We start from the raw sequence: 14,186 nt of genomic DNA, 5'->3' as shown, positions 1-14,186 counted from the left end.
GTGATCCGAGAAAGGCCCGGTTTTCCGAGAAGTCGTCGGCGAACTGGGAAAGGAAACCCGCCCGGCGCCGGATCGATTCCCAGTTCGACGGATTTGCGGAAATGCCCGAACGGCGCGGACTTCCGGGATTCTCTCGAAACACCCCCGCGTCGAACTGGGAATCGGAACTGGGAATCGGGAAGGCCCCGCAATCCCGCATTCCAGCCGCCGCTTGAACCGCTGTTCCAGCGCCATTCAATGCCTCGCCGAGCGGCCCGCAACGGCCCGCTTTCGCCGCCCGGTGATGATCAATTCCCGGGCCGCGTGCGCCTTACCGTTGCCCGGCAGCGAATAGGACAAGGACACCGGCTTCAAGGCGAACCGAGCGAAGGCCTTTCGGATCTCCGGAACGTCGTTGATCGACAGAATGAACCGGCCTTGAAGCCCGCTTAAAACCTCCGCCATCCGCTCGTATTCAGCGCGTGCGAACAGGCCCCGACCATAATCGTCCTCGCTGCCAAAATACGGCGGATCGAGATAGAACAGCGTCGTCGGTCGATCGTAGCGCGCGATGAAGTCGGCCCATGGCAGGCACTCGATCGTCACGCCGGCGAGCCTCGCATGCAGATCGTCGAGCATCGGCGCCAGCTTGGCCACATTGAACCGAGCGGCGCGCACATCGACGCCGAAGTTGCGGCCCGAGACCTTGCCGCCGAAGGCCGTGCGCTGCAGATAGAGAAACCGCACCGCGCGTTCGAGATCCGTGAGCGTCGCCGGCGGCGAAGCCTTCAGCCGCTCGAACTCCTGCCGCCCGGTGAACTGCCAGCGCAGCATATCCATCAACGGCACGTAATGCCGTTGCAGCACGCGGAAGAACGTCGCGACATCGCCTGAGCGATCGTTGATCACCTCGGCCCGCGCGGCCAGGCGACGCCGCAGGAACACGCCGCCCATGCCGACGAACGGCTCGGCATAGGTCTCGTGCGGAATCCGCTCGATCTCGGCAATGATCGTCTTTGCCAATTGTTTCTTGCCACCGATGTATCCGGCCGCCGGGCGCGTCGGCGCCACGGGCCTGTAGACAACCTTCGAACTCATATCGTCAAACCGCTCCGGTCTGCCTACGGTCGCGCTGCTGTGCAGTCCCTGTGCAGCAGCGGCGGGTCGGCGAGAACGGTAGTCATCGTCGGGCGGGTCAGTCTGCCAGGATGGGCCCGCGGCACTCAGCGTTTGCGCGCTGTGTCCCCCGCCACTGACGGGAGACGAATCACGTCGATCGATCACTCCTCCTCTCCGGAAAAGTTTGGCATCTCGCCGGGCCGATAGGCGAAGCCGGGGTCGATTCCGTCAGGCACAAAGATCGTGCGGATGCTGCCGTCAGACTGCCGCACCTGCCGCTCGACCATCACGGTCTCGGGCGCCTGGTCGACGACGCTCCAGCCGTAGCGGCCGAGGTCGCTGTCCGAGACGCTCATCACTGTGCAATGGCAGAACCACCCGTTCGGCGGGTAGTGCGTGAGCCACCACGGATCGTCGACCGGCAGGATCAGCCCGTGCCAGGCCTGATGCTGCGGCCGCGGGTTCTGCTGCCCTTCGAGATGGACGTAGCGCAGATACGGCCGGGTGCGCTTGACGCGCTGGATCTGTTCCCAGCGGCCGGCCGCATAGGCGGTCGAGACGTTGGTGTCGAAGATCACGCGCGACCGCCAGCCGCGCGAGCCGTTGTAGTCCCAGCCGTGGTCCTCGACGATGCGGTCGAAGTCGCGGCGGAAATCCTCGATCGTCAGGCCGTCGTCGATGAAGCTCTGCACCGCCTCGTGGAAGTCCTTCACCAGCGCGTCGGTCTGCGCGCCGGCGACGGTGAAGGCGGCTGAATGCTCGGTTTCCCACAGATCGGTCCAGGTCGCGGTCGGAACGTTGACCTTGCGGCGGAGGAAGTCGATCGCCTCGACCGGGGCGAGCGAGAACGGCATCACCTTCGCTTGCAGCGAGGTGATGACGCCGCCGCAGCAACTACACGCGTTCGCGGTGCCGAATCCTCTAAGCATCGGGAATGCTGGCGCGGCCAGTCAGGTTCGCAATCACCCGCGCCATCCGCATCAGCCCGGCCATCTGCGCTTCGGCGGCGCCGGGCTTCAGCGCGCGCAGCTTGTCCTGCACCTGCTGCAGCGAGGTCGAGCTTTCGATCACCGCGCGCACCTCGTCGACCAGCGCGTCGCTGCCCGGCGCGCACAGCTTCGCCGCCTGGTCGGACAGCGTGGCGATCGGGTCGCGCACGTCGTGCAGCGCCATCTCGGCGGCTGCAAGCGCGCGCTGCTGCGGCGACGCCGAAGGAAACATCGATCCGAACGGCGACGCCGTCGCCGGCGCCGTGAGCAGCTCCGGCATGCGGCCGTCCTTGCTTGGGCTCGGCACCGGAACGCCGAGTAGATCGTTCATCCAGGACCGCTCGACCTGCATGCCCATCGGCACACCGCGGCTGATCCCGTCGAGAATCTGCGTGACGTTCTTGCTTTCCGGCCGGCCGATGCGCAGCCGCGGATAGGCCTTCTGCGGCCCGTGTTCGAGCTGGACCCACGTCTGCACGAGGTCGCGGTTGAGGATCGACGACAGCGCCTTGGCGTCGGCGCGCTCGATGTCCTCCTGCACCGAGCGATGCTCCTGGCCGACCGCGTGGCCGCCGGCAATCGCATCCGTGGTGGCGGTCTGTCCCAGAACCGCCTTTGACATCTGCTGATCGAGCCAGTCGACGCGCTTCACATAAAGATCGCCGGTAGCGTTGAAGCCCTCGTTGCGGACAAACTCGATCAGCATCGATTCCGGAATGATCGCCGCGCAGTCGCCAGCGATGTTGGCGACAGCGCGGAACAGCGTGTCCTTATCCTTTTCAGACGAGCCGGCCGGATATTTGCCGACGCGCATGGGCTGGCCGTAGACCTGCGCGAAGATCGCCCAGTCGCGCTGGGTGAAAGCTTTGAACATCCAGTGCCACGACGCCACCCGGCCGAGGCCGCTGCGCACCGGCAGCCCCGACTTGGCGCGGATCGCCGCGGTGATGAACTTGAAGGTTGGCAGCGGCGTGTAGCCGGCGCCGTTCGGTCCGGGCGGCGGGAGGCCTTGAGCGAACGTGTCCTGATTGGCGTCGACGCGCAGCAGCGGCGTGACGCCGTCGCGGATATCGGGCTTGAACCAGCGTTGATCGCGACGCTCCAGCCGCGTCGGCATCCACTGGCCTTCTGAGGTGTCCCAGATGATCTCGGTGAAGCTCCAGCCCTTTCCGATCGCATCCAGGATATCGAACAGCTCGCCCTGCAGCTCGTCGCGGCCGAGCCAGGACTCGATCATGTCGGCGTGCGCCTTCGCCTCGGGCGTATCGCTTGCGGCCTCGACCGTGATGTCGAGCTGCGCGACCGATCGCTTGCGGGTGCCGAGCACGCCGAGATAATGCGCATCGCGCTCCTCGATCTGCTCGCACAATTCGAAGTAGCGCACGGGATCGCCGGCGTCGGCCTCGCGCAGGATCGACGCCAGCCGGCGCGGATTGAGCCCGTCGGCCGGATAGTCCGAGAACGGCGAGCGCACGCCGGTGATCGTCGGCCCGGCGATCTCGGCCGTCAGCACCTCGCGCCGGATCGGCTGACCATCGGGACCGTAGAGGATCGGGGCGTCGGCCATTTATTTGCGTCCCTTCGATCGCCCGTGAAACTCGTCGACGAGTTGCTGCGTGAGGTCAGGCGCCAGCACCGCGCCGGCGGCGACAGCCGCGGAGTGCATGTTGTTACAAACCGGAAGCGTGCCCTTGACGCATGCGCACTTGCCCCCGGCATAGACGCGCTGACAGATCGCGATTGCGGCTTCGTCAAGCTTGGTCCGCTTCGCCGGCTTCGGTGCAGCGCTCTTTCGAACAGGCTTCTTCACAGTCCACCTCTCAGTCCGGCACCGAGCGGCTGCCGCCACCAGTCGCGCGCCTCGTCATCGTCGGACGGGCCGTCGTCGCGCGCGCCATCGGTGGACGGCGAGCGATAGCCGGCCTCCCAATAGTCCGCGCGCGACGCCGCATAGGCGAGAATGCCGGCGATCGCGGAGTCGCCGTGCCGCGGGAATCCGTCGGTGCCCTTGAACCGGTAGTTATCCGGAACCTTGATGACGCCGCCGACGTAGGACAGCGCCTGGTGATCGCGCAGCACATCGTCGTGTTTCGGCAGCAGCACGGTGCGGTCGCTGAATGCCTCGATATAGGGCGGCGAGTTGAGCCTGTACCATTCGGCCGATAGCTTCACCTCGACGACGCAGGCGCCGTAGCGCAGCGCCGCGGCTTCGGCGATGTAGGCGCCGTTGCCGGTGGCATCGAGCCGGCCGCCGCGCCGCGGCAGGCGGTCGATCACGTAGAACAGCACGTCGCGCTGCTGATCGAACGGAACGTTGCGCAGTTCCAGCAGCAGCACGGCGCGGCGCGTGAGGTCGCTGCCGATCTCCAACACCAGCGTGTCGGCCGCGTCGCCGGTGCGGGCGAAGTCCTCGCCGAAGACGTGGCGCAGGTTCGGATCGAGCTTCTCCAGAATCGGCTGCAGCTCGCGGTCGCAGAAATCCTTCGCCGCCGCCTTGCGGGCCTCTTCCGGCTCGTTCTTGAACGAATCCGGCAACACCCAGCGGACGATCGGAATATCCGCCGCCATGCAGGATTCGATTTGCACGCGGGTCAGCGCTGCGCCCTCGGACTCCGCGGGGATGCAGTCGAGTTCCTGCTGCATCGCCGAGGTGCGGACACCGTAGGACGAGCGGATCGTGCGCTCCCACTCGATCTCGCCGTCCTTCGTCCAGGTCTTGCGCTGCTGCAGGCAAACGCGGCGATACAAGCCGTTGTCGATCGCCTTTTGAAACGGGATGAAATGCAGCTTGAAGGGGACCTTGCCGGCCTTCGCTTCGAGGATCAGTTCGTTGAACGGGTTGAGCACGCCGTTGTGGGTCGAGATCACCACGATCTTGCCGCCCCAGATCAAGAGCGCGTTGACGGCGTCCAGCACTTCGCGGACGTTCTTGTGAAACGCCGCCTCGTCGATCACCACCTTGCCCTGAAGGCCGCGGATGTTTTCCGGCCGCGACGACAGCGCCTCGACCCTGAAACCGGATGCGAACTGCACCCGGAAGGCCGAGATCAGCCGGGTCGAGCCGTCCGCTTGCTGATCCTCGAACATGTACTCTTCGATCGACACCAGCTCGCCGCCGACGATGCGCGCGAAGTGAGCGACGTAGCCGACGAACTCGCGGCCCTTGTCCTTGGTGTCGCCGATGTAGAACACGTTCATGCCGCCCGCCGAGCGGGCCTTCGCGGCGAGCAGCGCATCGTCCAGCGCTTCGGCGAAGGTGATGCCGGTGCGCCGTCCTTTCTCGCCGAGCTTGAGATCGCTGTCGTCTTCGAGCCACTCCCGTTGATGCTTCATCAGGATGCCCTCGGCCAGCGGGTCGAGGTCGGGCGGCAGTTCGCCGCCGAACTGCAGCCCTTCCGGCAGGTGATCGGAGGTGGCGTCAGGCCCGATCATTGGACGGCCTTCTTCACGCAGGCGCATCGTTCCCAGCTACTGAGGGTCTTTCCCCAATACGGGTTGCCTTTACACGTTGGGCAGTCCGCTCGCGGATCGGGCCATATCATGTCGAACTGCAGCCCTTGCGGAAGGCGATCGGTCGCCGGCAGCATCCATCGCGCCGGCGGCGGCACGATCGAGGCGTCGGCCGGCTTCCATTTGAAATAGCCGAGCGCGCCGGCGGACGGGATGAAATCGCACGGCTGCGGATCTTCGATCACCAGCCCGCGCGGGCCGAAGAACCACGGGCTCTCGCTTCTGTTCACAACGCCAGTGATCATCACTGAACCGATGATGCCGCCGCGCTTGAGGTCGGCCGGCGCCGGGCACACAATGCCGAGTTCCGACGCCATGAAGTCGCGCGCCTCCTCGTATTTCTCGCGCGTCATGCCTTTCGAAGCATGGATCGCGCGCCGCCCGGTCAGCGGCACCATCCACTTGAGCGCGCCAGCCGAACGGTTCTCGTGGGTTTTGCCGGCGTGGATCAGCGCCCAGGCCCATGGCTGGCGCACTGAGATGGCGAGTTCGGGAAAATCGGGCACGGTCCTGACTCCGTATCGGTTGCTACTATTACGGAGCCTTGCTCGTCTTCGGCGCCTTCACTTCGCTGACCGAGATGAAGATCGACTTGGCGACGGTGTAGACGTCGCCGGGGTGTCCCGCGGCGAGTTCCTCCGCCCGAGCCTTAGCTTTGTCGAGATCAGTGAAGACCTCGGCACGATCCGCATTGTCGACGTTCGGGAACGAGGTGTTGTTCTCAGGATCGATCACGAAATATTCGGCCATCTCAGATCTCCTGCTTCGGTTTGGTGTCGATGCCGAGGATCTTCGCCTTGATGGCGTCGACGGTCTCGGCGGTGAGTCCCTTGGTCTTGGCGACCTGATCGATCGCCTTCGATGCCTTGCTGTTCAACTCGGCCTCGATCTTGCGGCGACCGTCGGAGCTGATGCGCTTCGCGGTCTCGGCAGCGGCGAGCGCGCGAGCGGTCATCATCAGCATCTCGGCGGTGTCGCCGTCGGCCTGCAGCTCGCCGGCGTTGCCGAGCATCTCGCTGATCAGGGTCTTCAGCGTCTCGGCCACCATCAGCGTCAGCGAGTTGTCACCGGCCTCGTCTAGCTTCGGCGCGATCACCGCGGCGATCTCGCGTGTCTCCTCCAGCCGGCGCGACAGCACGGCGATGCGGATTGCGGTGCGGTTGAACGCCGAACGCGAGATCACCGGCGGATCGGTGATGCCCTGTTCGAACGCCGCCACCTTCAAGCGGCCGTTGAAGCCGTCGAGAATGTCGAGCTGGGTGAGCTTGCGCTCTTTCAGCTGCTCGAACGCCCACAGCTTGGCCTCGTCGGCCCACTCCGGCAGCTTGTCGAGTTCGGACAGCCGGCCGCGCTTCGCTTTCGGTCCTCGCCCCGCCGCCATCGGATCAGCTCTCCGGCGGCGACGGCCGCTTCACGCCCTCGATCACGAGCCGGCGCTCGACATGCTCGACGCCCTTGGCGGTGAGCATGGCGACCACGACGCTGCCGGCCGACACCCGGGTGACGGCGCCGACGTTGTCGAGATAGCCGATCTCCTCGCGCACCCAGTCGCGCGACCGGGCGATGCCGAAGCTTTCCAGCACCTGCTGCAGCAGCGCATCGTTCAGCGCGTAGTTGGTCTGCGCGTGTAGCTCGCGCACCATGATCAGCCGCGCCTCCTCGCGAATAATGTCCCGGCTCATCGACTGATCTCCACCGATTCCAAAATCTTTTCCTGCAGCCGGTCGGCGATTGCCGCCACCGGCCTGATGCGTTCGGACAGCACGCCGACCTCGCCACTGAGCCGCCCGATCATGCCTTCGAGGTGCTGCACGGTCTGGTGATTGGGCAGGTGCTTCAGCTCGTTCTCGACGACGGTGACCTTGTCCTCGACAATATCGACCCTTGCCTGCAGCACCTGGACCGTTTCCTTCGAGGCCTTGCTCTCGATCCAGGTCTGGTGCTCCTTGAACTTCTCATCCGTCGCCTTCGAACGGCCCGAATAGATCGAGCGCCACAGCGCGGTGCCCGACAGCGCGATCGCGGCCCACGGCGCAAGCTCGGAAAGGTCAACCTGCATCGTGCTACTTCCCCTTGGCCAGGCGCTCGCGCTGGCCGGCCTGGCACGCGCGCGTCGCATCGAGGTTGCCGTTGGCCTCGCCGAGCGCGACGGCGTATTTGCCGATCACCCGCCACGGGTCGGGCTTCTTGCCGAGCGCGGGATCGTCGACATTGCGCGCCAGAGTCTCGCAGTCGCGGGTCAGCATCACGCCGTTACGCCCGGCCGGCGGCGGCGCCGCGCCGCTGGAGCTGACGCAACCACTCGAAATAGCCGGGAGGAGGAACGCACTTGCGCACGACGCGAACACCCTTCGCCGCCGCGACCTTGCGGTCGTCGCCGCAGCCGAATGTTTTGCAGTAGTCATCGAGCTTCCCCTTGGCCGCGGCGGTCTCCGCCTCGGCGCCCTTGCGCAAACGCTCCGCATCGGCCGCCGTGGCGGCCGCGCTTTCGAGCTGAAACGTCTTGAAGGTGAGTTCGTCCTTGACCCGCGCCAGTTCGGCGCGCTGATCGGCGACGCTGAAGCCGATCAGGAACATCAGGACGGCCGCCGCGACGATCTCCACGATGTCGGCGAACCGCTGATAGGTGTTCACCGCCGGCACCAGCCGGCCGATCAGCGGCAGATGCGCCACAAAAGCCGCGGCCAGCATTACGACGCCGAGCGCCACCAGCACCGGCGTCGAGGTGACGAAATTCCAGAACAGATCCGCGGTGACATTCTTGATCAGGTCGCCGACGTCGCTGAGAAAGCGCGTGATCATGCCGGCTGTCCTTCGGGCACGTCGGCCTTGAGGTCGCCGTCGATCGCGCGCTGCGCCCGCTTGGTCTTGTGCGCCGACCACAGCGCATAGCCGAAGGCGCCGACACCGACGACGACGGACAGCAGCGTGAGCGCGGTGAAGATCTTGCCCACCAGTTCGGACGAGCCGACCAGCGGAGCGAGCTGCTCCTTGGCGCCGTCGAGCACTGCGGCGATTGTGGTGCCGCCGAGCCCGCCCTTGACCGAATTGCCGGCGTCGACCGCGGGCTGCGCGACGTCGCTCGCATAGGCCTTGGCGTCGCCGCCGATCAGGTGCACGGCGGCCGGCTGCGGCCCGACCGAGCCGTCCGCCCAGGCCTGCGCGATCCTCTTGCAGCTCGCCACGCGCGCCGCCCAGCCTTCGCCGAAGGTGCCCCACGTGTTGAGCTGCTTCAGCATGCCGAGCCGGCGCGACGCCATGTCGGCGATCAGCGCGTCATGATCGGGGTGCGCATGCAGCGCCGCCATCGTGCCTTCGCCGAGGTGACCGTCGACGAGGTTGAGTTTCAAGGCGCGTTGAAGCCACTTCACGGCCTGGAACGGGCCGGAGTTGACGGCGGCGTCGAACAGGAAAAGATCGACGCCTTCGGGCAGCTCGTCGCCGCGGATCGCATTCCAGTATTGCAGCCGATAGATATCGTTGCGCTCGGCGATCCACTCCGGCGTGCGCCGCATGTCGGCGGTCAGCGGCCGCTGCGGCAGGCCCTTGCGCGCGCGATAGCCGTCATAGACGCGCTGAATGACGCCTTCGAGGGTGACGCCGCCGGGATCGCGTCGATGGTTGGAATAACCACCCTCGTAGCGGAGGATGATCGGCATGCATTTGGTGAAGTCGGGCTGCACGATTCGGCTCCGGGATGAAACCTGACAGATGTCAGTAGGCTTCCCGTGTGTGCCAAATTCTTCCCGAAATTGCTGACCCTGACAGCTGTCAGGCCGTTTCCCGTGAAACGGGACTAATCGCCGCTAGAACAACGATCCCTGATCGTCGTTCCCGCCGCCACGATGACGCCTGCGATGGCGGTGCACCGTGCGCTGTGTCAGTCCGAGCTTACCGGCAATTTGGCCGGACGACAAACCATCGCCGTCCAGCGCGTGCACGCGCTCGGAAATCGAGCGCAGAAACTGCCGGTAGGTGCCGCCGACATGAAGCGGGATCTCGATCCGCAGGCCGCATTTGCGGTCGGCGAAGTGAGCGCAAATCTTATTGGCCGCGTCCCAGCCGACGCATTCCACCAGCCAGTGCGCAGCGGGAGCCGGCGCGGCCGGAAAATACACGCGCTTGCCGCCATACTGCGCGGCGATCTTGAGGGCCGCGGCTTCGCCCGCGACCTCCGCAATCTCCTGCAGCACCGCGGGCAGCGCCTTGGTCATCGCTTCGGCGCCTCGGTGACGGTGACGAGCGTGTTGCCCGACACCACGTAGCGCAGGCCGTCCGACACGATGACGAAGTCCTTTTCGCCGATCAGCTCGGCCCGCTCGACCGAACGGGCGAGCGCCATGGCGACCGCCGCGCGCAGCGTTTCGACGTCGACGCCGCCGGCGTGCCGCAGGATGCGCAGCAGGGCGTGGTCGGAGATCCGGAGCCGGCGGCCGGTCATGACGTGGCCCTCCGCTGGTTGGCCTTCTCGAACTCCGACTTCACCGCCCAGGCGAAGCCGGAGCCGTACTGATCCGCCAGCGCGATCAGGCGCAGGCGGCGTTCGTATTCGGTGAGTGGCTTCAGCTCTTTCAGAAGCTTCTGCATCCTCGCGTCAGCGCCGGCCATTTGCGTCATCCCTCGGTGGAAGGTTGCTGTTGTTCGAGCGCGCGCCGCAGCTTGCGGCCGAGCGCCCCCTGCACCTCGTCGAGCTTGGGGGCGTCGAGGTAACACCAGCCGTTGGCGCCGCCGACCTTGAAGGCGTAGCTGTCGAGATCGGCGAGCGGCTGATCGGACCGGACCGGATGCACGGACTTCAGTGCGATCAGCCGCAGCCACTGCGCGGTCAGCACCGCGCGCTTGGCCGCGATCACGTCGCGGCGATCGGCCGGCCAGTCGACCTTCGCGGCCCGTGCCAGCCAGGCGCGCAGGCCGTCGATCGCGGATGCGCCGGCGCCGGCGTCTTTGAGAAAGCGGGTATGCGCGACGCCGGTCTGTCGCTCGAGGAAACCGAGCATCGCCCGATCGGAGCGGTCGCGCACCACACCGAGATCATGGCCGGCGATCCACAGCGCGCGAAGCTTGGCCCCGACCGCGCTGTCGAGGCCCGAGACCGCGCCGCGCGCCAGACCGGTCTCGCCGGTCAGTTCGCGCAGCCGGTCGATGACGCGGCCGGCTTGCGTCACGCTCAGATCCCTGGCGCTGCGCCGGCCGGTGTGCTGCATCAGCAAGGCGCGATAGTTGTCGTCGTCGAGGCCAGCCTTGGCCTTGAGGGTGTGGATGACGGCGATCATCGAACTGGTGGAATTGCGGGTCGAGAGTTTCATGGGCACAGCACGACGGCGTCGACGACGACGTCGCCCGGATCGTCGCCGGTCGACGCGCAGTAGCGGCGCAGCTTCGCTTCGATGTCGTCGGGCAATTTGCCCGGCGCCCTCGGCGTCAGCGTGATGGTGCGGCTGAGGCGCGGCTGAAAGCTGATATGGCCGCGCTGCTGCAGCGCCTGGACGATGACGCTGACCCGTCCCTTCGAGCTGAGGCCGAGCTGGATGCGCAGATCCTCGATCGAGGGCGAGCACTTCTGCTCGGCGATGTACGCCTCGATCGCCGCCAGACAATCGCGCATCCGCGGCGTCAGTCCCGCCGCGGCGCTCATTGCGCCGCCTCGGCCGGAAGGTCGTCCGGGATCTTGGCGCTGTCGGGCTTGATCTGGAACGTCTCGTAGCTATCGGCGATCTCGACACCGGGCAGCTTGGCGAGCTCATCCGGATGGCGCAGCACTTCGACCCGGTTGAGTTCGAACGTCGCACGGATGAATTTCTTGAGGTCGTCGTCTTCGGAGTGGCGGATGTAGTCGACGAGCGTCTCTTCCTTGCCGTTGATCACCACCTTCTTGGGCTGGATACGCCACTCAACCTTGCCGACGCCGAAGCTGACGGTTTTTGATTTGCGGCCCTTGGTGAGATCGTCGCGATTGGCCTCGCAATACGTCTGCAGGCCTTCTTCAAGTACATCCGCCTTCTGGCGCAGCGGCAACGCTCTGTCGAAGTAGTCCTTCTTGACCTCGGCGATCAGGCCATTCATCTCGATTTCGAGCTGATCGATCTCGCGCTCGATCGCGGCGAACTCGGCCAGCGCCTTGCTGGCCTGGGCGCGATCCTGCGGAACGGGGTTGGCTTTCGACTTCTTGGGGGCCATTTCTAAGACTCCTTTGGGGATGCTTCGGTGGTGGTGGAAGGCGCGGCGGCGTAGCCGAGTCGTTCGAGCTGGGCGGCGACGTCGCCGATGTGCTGCAGCGTGACGAGGCGCAGCTGATCGCGCTGCGCGGGAGCGACCTCGGCGGCGCCCTGGCACTGCGCGAGCATGTCGAAGGTGATCGCCGCCAGAGTTTCGAGAGCAAGCAGCCGGTGCGCCATCGCGACGGTTTCGACCGTCGAGACTCCGAGCGCGGCGCGGCGCGTGCCGCGCGTGACGATGCGTTGTGCGACCTCGATCGCTTCGACGGCCGCGACCTGGTCGGCGAAGCTCGGCCGCTGCAGCATGTCGGGGGCGGCGCTCATCGGGCGCTCCCGTTCGGCTCGGCCCGCCGCACGATGGGCTGCGCCGGAAAGGCGATCAGCTCGGCGCTCGGCAGAACATCCTCGATCGGCACGTCGGTATCGAACACATGCGGATCGACGCCGAGTTCGAGCAATGCCGCCTTGGCGGCGCCGTGTTTCAGCTTGCGTTCGAAGCCCTTCGCGGCCTCGATCGTGAAGGCGTCGCCATCGCCGCGAAGCCAGCCGGCGAAGGTTGTGTAAAGGTCGCGCAGGTCATGACTGAGCATGGTCACACCTTGGGTTTGAGACGGGAGTGTTCACAGCGACCACTGCGGCATTCGCGCGCGATGGCGGCCCGGATCGCGGAGGCCCCGGTGTTGCCGAGCTTCTGGTGTTCGAGGCACTGATCGCGGCCAATCTCGCCGATGACCGGGCAGACAACCGTGGAGCCCATCAGCGCGCCGCGTACCGCGGCCTCGACACTTTCGAGATCTCCCATGTAGGAGCGCGAGAGTACGAGACTCACAACCCCGGCAGAATAGCCAAGACGTTTGGCTATCTTCCCCCCGGTGATGCGGTTGGCCTCTTTTGCTAACTCCTCGATCCAGTCGGGCAGATGGTCGCCCCAGGCGGCGCGCGCTTTGGTGAGGTAATCGTCTTTTCGACGGCTCATATCCGCCCCTCCGAGAGTCGCGAATGGCCAACTACGACTCTGGCCTCAACGAGGTTGGCCGTGCAGGTATTGAGGTCGAACACGACATCTGAAAGTGCCACGATGGTCGGCGCCATCGGGCCGCTGTTCATGGCGGGCTTCAGTCGGTAGACCGCGACCGAGTTCGCTCCAACACGCCGCTTGTTTTGAACGACGTAGCCAGATGCAATCAGGCGATTGATGTAGTTTTCGGCGATGGCCGATGAAACGGAACAGTCCGGCGTGCTTGAATCGTAGGCAAGCTCTTCCGCCGTGAAGGATTGGACGGTCCGCATGGTGGTCCAAAGCTGTTGCAGCTCCGGATTGAACGGCGGCGCGGTGTCATCGCGGGTGATTACAAATTTGGTCCCGCGCGACGTGACTCTCGATACCATTCCCCTTTTGGCCAGCGTTCGCAGATAGTCACTGATGACTGTGCTCGCAGTCTCGCAGTACTTCGCGACGTCTTCCGCTGTGAATGTTTTCGATTGCGGATCGGCGACCTGACAGATCGCCCTCCAGATCTCGGGGCCAGAAAGCGGAATACGGAACACGAGGTTCGCGGTTCTTCGACCGTTCATGCCGACCTCGCGATATTTTCCTCGATCGCCTGCGCGCTCCTCGTCTTCGGCGCAGTGCCGGTATCGTAGGCGTGGAAGCCCCACGTCGCGCGATCAAGCGTTGCGACGTTGTTGTTGCGCGCGATCTCTTTCGCGTAACCGAGATTGTTGATGATCCTTCTGGCGCGCCCGCCGGACTTGCGTCGGATTTCATCCAGCAGATCATCTGTGAGGCTGACCGCCGGCGCAAAAGCGTTGGCGAGCTGGCGCGTATCGTCCAGGTCGCACGGCTGCGCCGTGAACCAATCAAGCACACGACTATAGACCCGTTCGACACGCGCCAGTTTATCCGGGAGATTTTCCTCGCCGATCAGAATGACCGGTACGCCCGAACACTCTTGCAGTTCGAGCACAAGCTCGATCATGCGCTTGTCGACAAGTCGATCGGCTTCATCGACGAACAGCGGCCGCCGGACATCTTCGCCGAGTGCGCGGATAGCCCGCGCGGAAAGATCGGGAATCGTATCGCCTTTCGACGGCTTGACCATCAATTCTTTGAGGATCGACGTCAGCAACGTCTTCCGCGTCCAACTATCACGGACCTCGATCCGGATTGCGCCCGTTCTGTTCTGAGCGAAGATCGAGGCTTTCGTTTTTCCGTAGCCGGAGAAGCCATGGCAGACGCCGAAACCGGACTCCTGTGGCTCGCGGTCGACTAACCGCATCGTGAGCTTCATGAAGGCGGCGACGTTTTTCAGTGCTACTGGGCCTTTCGTGGAGAGTTCGTTGGTGTTCATGATGTCCTGACCTTTGTGAGCGG

At 65.2% G+C, this 14,186-nt stretch carries 23 protein-coding genes; all 23 read right to left on the bottom strand.

Annotated features, from left to right (window positions below; translation table 11 throughout):
- Positions 1-234: 234 nt before the first annotated feature.
- Positions 235-1,077 carry a DNA adenine methylase gene (locus tag BMY71_RS16760; protein WP_092685255.1) on the bottom strand — a complete coding sequence of 281 codons (843 nt, stop codon included), beginning with the start codon at positions 1,075-1,077 and terminating at the stop codon, positions 235-237.
- A 182-nt stretch (positions 1,078-1,259) separates the two neighbouring features.
- The gene (locus BMY71_RS16755; protein WP_092685253.1) at positions 1,260-2,027 is read right to left on the bottom strand and encodes a phage head morphogenesis protein; all 768 of its coding nucleotides are present in this window, start codon (positions 2,025-2,027) and stop codon (positions 1,260-1,262) included.
- Complete coding sequence (locus BMY71_RS16750; protein ID WP_092685251.1) at positions 2,020-3,654, bottom strand: DUF935 domain-containing protein; 1,635 nt, start codon at positions 3,652-3,654, stop codon at positions 2,020-2,022. The genes BMY71_RS16755 and BMY71_RS16750 overlap by 8 nt, the downstream gene beginning before the upstream one ends.
- A gap of 239 nt (positions 3,655-3,893) precedes the next feature.
- Positions 3,894-5,519 (bottom strand): hypothetical protein, encoded by a 1,626-nt coding sequence (locus BMY71_RS16740; protein WP_092685247.1) that lies wholly within the window; start codon positions 5,517-5,519, stop codon positions 3,894-3,896.
- The gene (locus BMY71_RS16735; RefSeq protein ID WP_175557695.1) at positions 5,516-6,103 is read right to left on the bottom strand and encodes an ASCH domain-containing protein; all 588 of its coding nucleotides are present in this window, start codon (positions 6,101-6,103) and stop codon (positions 5,516-5,518) included. The genes BMY71_RS16740 and BMY71_RS16735 overlap by 4 nt, the downstream gene beginning before the upstream one ends.
- Positions 6,104-6,131: 28 nt before the next feature.
- Positions 6,132-6,347 carry a hypothetical protein gene (locus BMY71_RS16730; RefSeq protein ID WP_092685245.1) on the bottom strand — a complete coding sequence of 72 codons (216 nt, stop codon included), beginning with the start codon at positions 6,345-6,347 and terminating at the stop codon, positions 6,132-6,134.
- A 1-nt stretch (position 6,348) separates the two neighbouring features.
- On the bottom strand, positions 6,349-6,978 hold the full coding sequence (locus tag BMY71_RS16725) for a phage protein Gp27 family protein (RefSeq protein WP_092685243.1): 630 nt from the start codon (positions 6,976-6,978) through the stop codon (positions 6,349-6,351).
- A gap of 4 nt (positions 6,979-6,982) precedes the next feature.
- Positions 6,983-7,279 (bottom strand): VpaChn25_0724 family phage protein, encoded by a 297-nt coding sequence (locus tag BMY71_RS16720; protein WP_092685241.1) that lies wholly within the window; start codon positions 7,277-7,279, stop codon positions 6,983-6,985.
- Entirely contained in the window at positions 7,276-7,656 is a 381-nt protein-coding gene (locus BMY71_RS16715; protein ID WP_092685239.1) for a DUF2730 family protein, read from the bottom strand. The genes BMY71_RS16720 and BMY71_RS16715 overlap by 4 nt, the downstream gene beginning before the upstream one ends.
- A 4-nt stretch (positions 7,657-7,660) precedes the next feature.
- On the bottom strand, positions 7,661-7,843 hold the full coding sequence (locus BMY71_RS16710; RefSeq protein WP_092685237.1) for a hypothetical protein: 183 nt from the start codon (positions 7,841-7,843) through the stop codon (positions 7,661-7,663).
- A gap of 7 nt (positions 7,844-7,850) precedes the next feature.
- The gene (locus tag BMY71_RS16705) at positions 7,851-8,399 is read right to left on the bottom strand and encodes a hypothetical protein (protein ID WP_092685235.1); all 549 of its coding nucleotides are present in this window, start codon (positions 8,397-8,399) and stop codon (positions 7,851-7,853) included.
- Positions 8,396-9,280, bottom strand: coding sequence for a glycoside hydrolase family 108 protein (locus BMY71_RS16700; protein ID WP_139202664.1), 885 nt, complete (start codon positions 9,278-9,280; stop codon positions 8,396-8,398). The genes BMY71_RS16705 and BMY71_RS16700 overlap by 4 nt, the downstream gene beginning before the upstream one ends.
- A 123-nt stretch (positions 9,281-9,403) precedes the next feature.
- Positions 9,404-9,811: a hypothetical protein gene (locus tag BMY71_RS16695; RefSeq protein WP_092685231.1), complete on the bottom strand. Its 408-nt coding sequence runs from the start codon at positions 9,809-9,811 to the stop codon at positions 9,404-9,406.
- Positions 9,808-10,038, bottom strand: coding sequence for a hypothetical protein (locus BMY71_RS16690; RefSeq protein ID WP_092685229.1), 231 nt, complete (start codon positions 10,036-10,038; stop codon positions 9,808-9,810). Before BMY71_RS16690 ends, BMY71_RS16695 begins: the two co-directional genes overlap by 4 nt.
- Positions 10,035-10,205, bottom strand: coding sequence for a hypothetical protein (locus BMY71_RS24950; protein ID WP_175557694.1), 171 nt, complete (start codon positions 10,203-10,205; stop codon positions 10,035-10,037). The genes BMY71_RS16690 and BMY71_RS24950 overlap by 4 nt, the downstream gene beginning before the upstream one ends.
- A gap of 5 nt (positions 10,206-10,210) precedes the next feature.
- On the bottom strand, positions 10,211-10,903 hold the full coding sequence (locus tag BMY71_RS16680) for a regulatory protein GemA (protein WP_092685225.1): 693 nt from the start codon (positions 10,901-10,903) through the stop codon (positions 10,211-10,213).
- Positions 10,900-11,232 (bottom strand): LexA family protein, encoded by a 333-nt coding sequence (locus tag BMY71_RS16675; RefSeq protein WP_092685223.1) that lies wholly within the window; start codon positions 11,230-11,232, stop codon positions 10,900-10,902. Before BMY71_RS16675 ends, BMY71_RS16680 begins: the two co-directional genes overlap by 4 nt.
- The gene (locus BMY71_RS16670; protein ID WP_092685221.1) at positions 11,229-11,774 is read right to left on the bottom strand and encodes a host-nuclease inhibitor Gam family protein; all 546 of its coding nucleotides are present in this window, start codon (positions 11,772-11,774) and stop codon (positions 11,229-11,231) included. The genes BMY71_RS16675 and BMY71_RS16670 overlap by 4 nt, the downstream gene beginning before the upstream one ends.
- Positions 11,775-11,776: 2 nt before the next feature.
- Entirely contained in the window at positions 11,777-12,136 is a 360-nt protein-coding gene (locus BMY71_RS16665) for a hypothetical protein (RefSeq protein ID WP_092685219.1), read from the bottom strand.
- Complete coding sequence (locus BMY71_RS16660) at positions 12,133-12,402, bottom strand: hypothetical protein (protein ID WP_092685217.1); 270 nt, start codon at positions 12,400-12,402, stop codon at positions 12,133-12,135. The genes BMY71_RS16665 and BMY71_RS16660 overlap by 4 nt, the downstream gene beginning before the upstream one ends.
- Positions 12,403-12,404: 2 nt before the next feature.
- A complete protein-coding gene (locus tag BMY71_RS16655; protein WP_092685215.1) occupies positions 12,405-12,788 on the bottom strand; it encodes a transcriptional regulator in 384 nt (127 codons plus the stop codon).
- Complete coding sequence (locus BMY71_RS16650; protein ID WP_092685213.1) at positions 12,785-13,387, bottom strand: hypothetical protein; 603 nt, start codon at positions 13,385-13,387, stop codon at positions 12,785-12,787. The genes BMY71_RS16655 and BMY71_RS16650 overlap by 4 nt, the downstream gene beginning before the upstream one ends.
- The gene (locus BMY71_RS16645; protein WP_092685211.1) at positions 13,384-14,163 is read right to left on the bottom strand and encodes an AAA family ATPase; all 780 of its coding nucleotides are present in this window, start codon (positions 14,161-14,163) and stop codon (positions 13,384-13,386) included. The genes BMY71_RS16650 and BMY71_RS16645 overlap by 4 nt, the downstream gene beginning before the upstream one ends.
- Positions 14,164-14,186: the final 23 nt, after the last annotated feature.

The organism is Rhodopseudomonas pseudopalustris (genome assembly GCF_900110435.1).
In the GTDB taxonomy this organism is placed as follows: domain Bacteria; phylum Pseudomonadota; class Alphaproteobacteria; order Rhizobiales; family Xanthobacteraceae; genus Rhodopseudomonas; species Rhodopseudomonas pseudopalustris.
The sequence above is the reverse complement of the archived record's forward strand: the minus strand, read 5'-3'. Positions and strand labels throughout refer to the sequence as shown.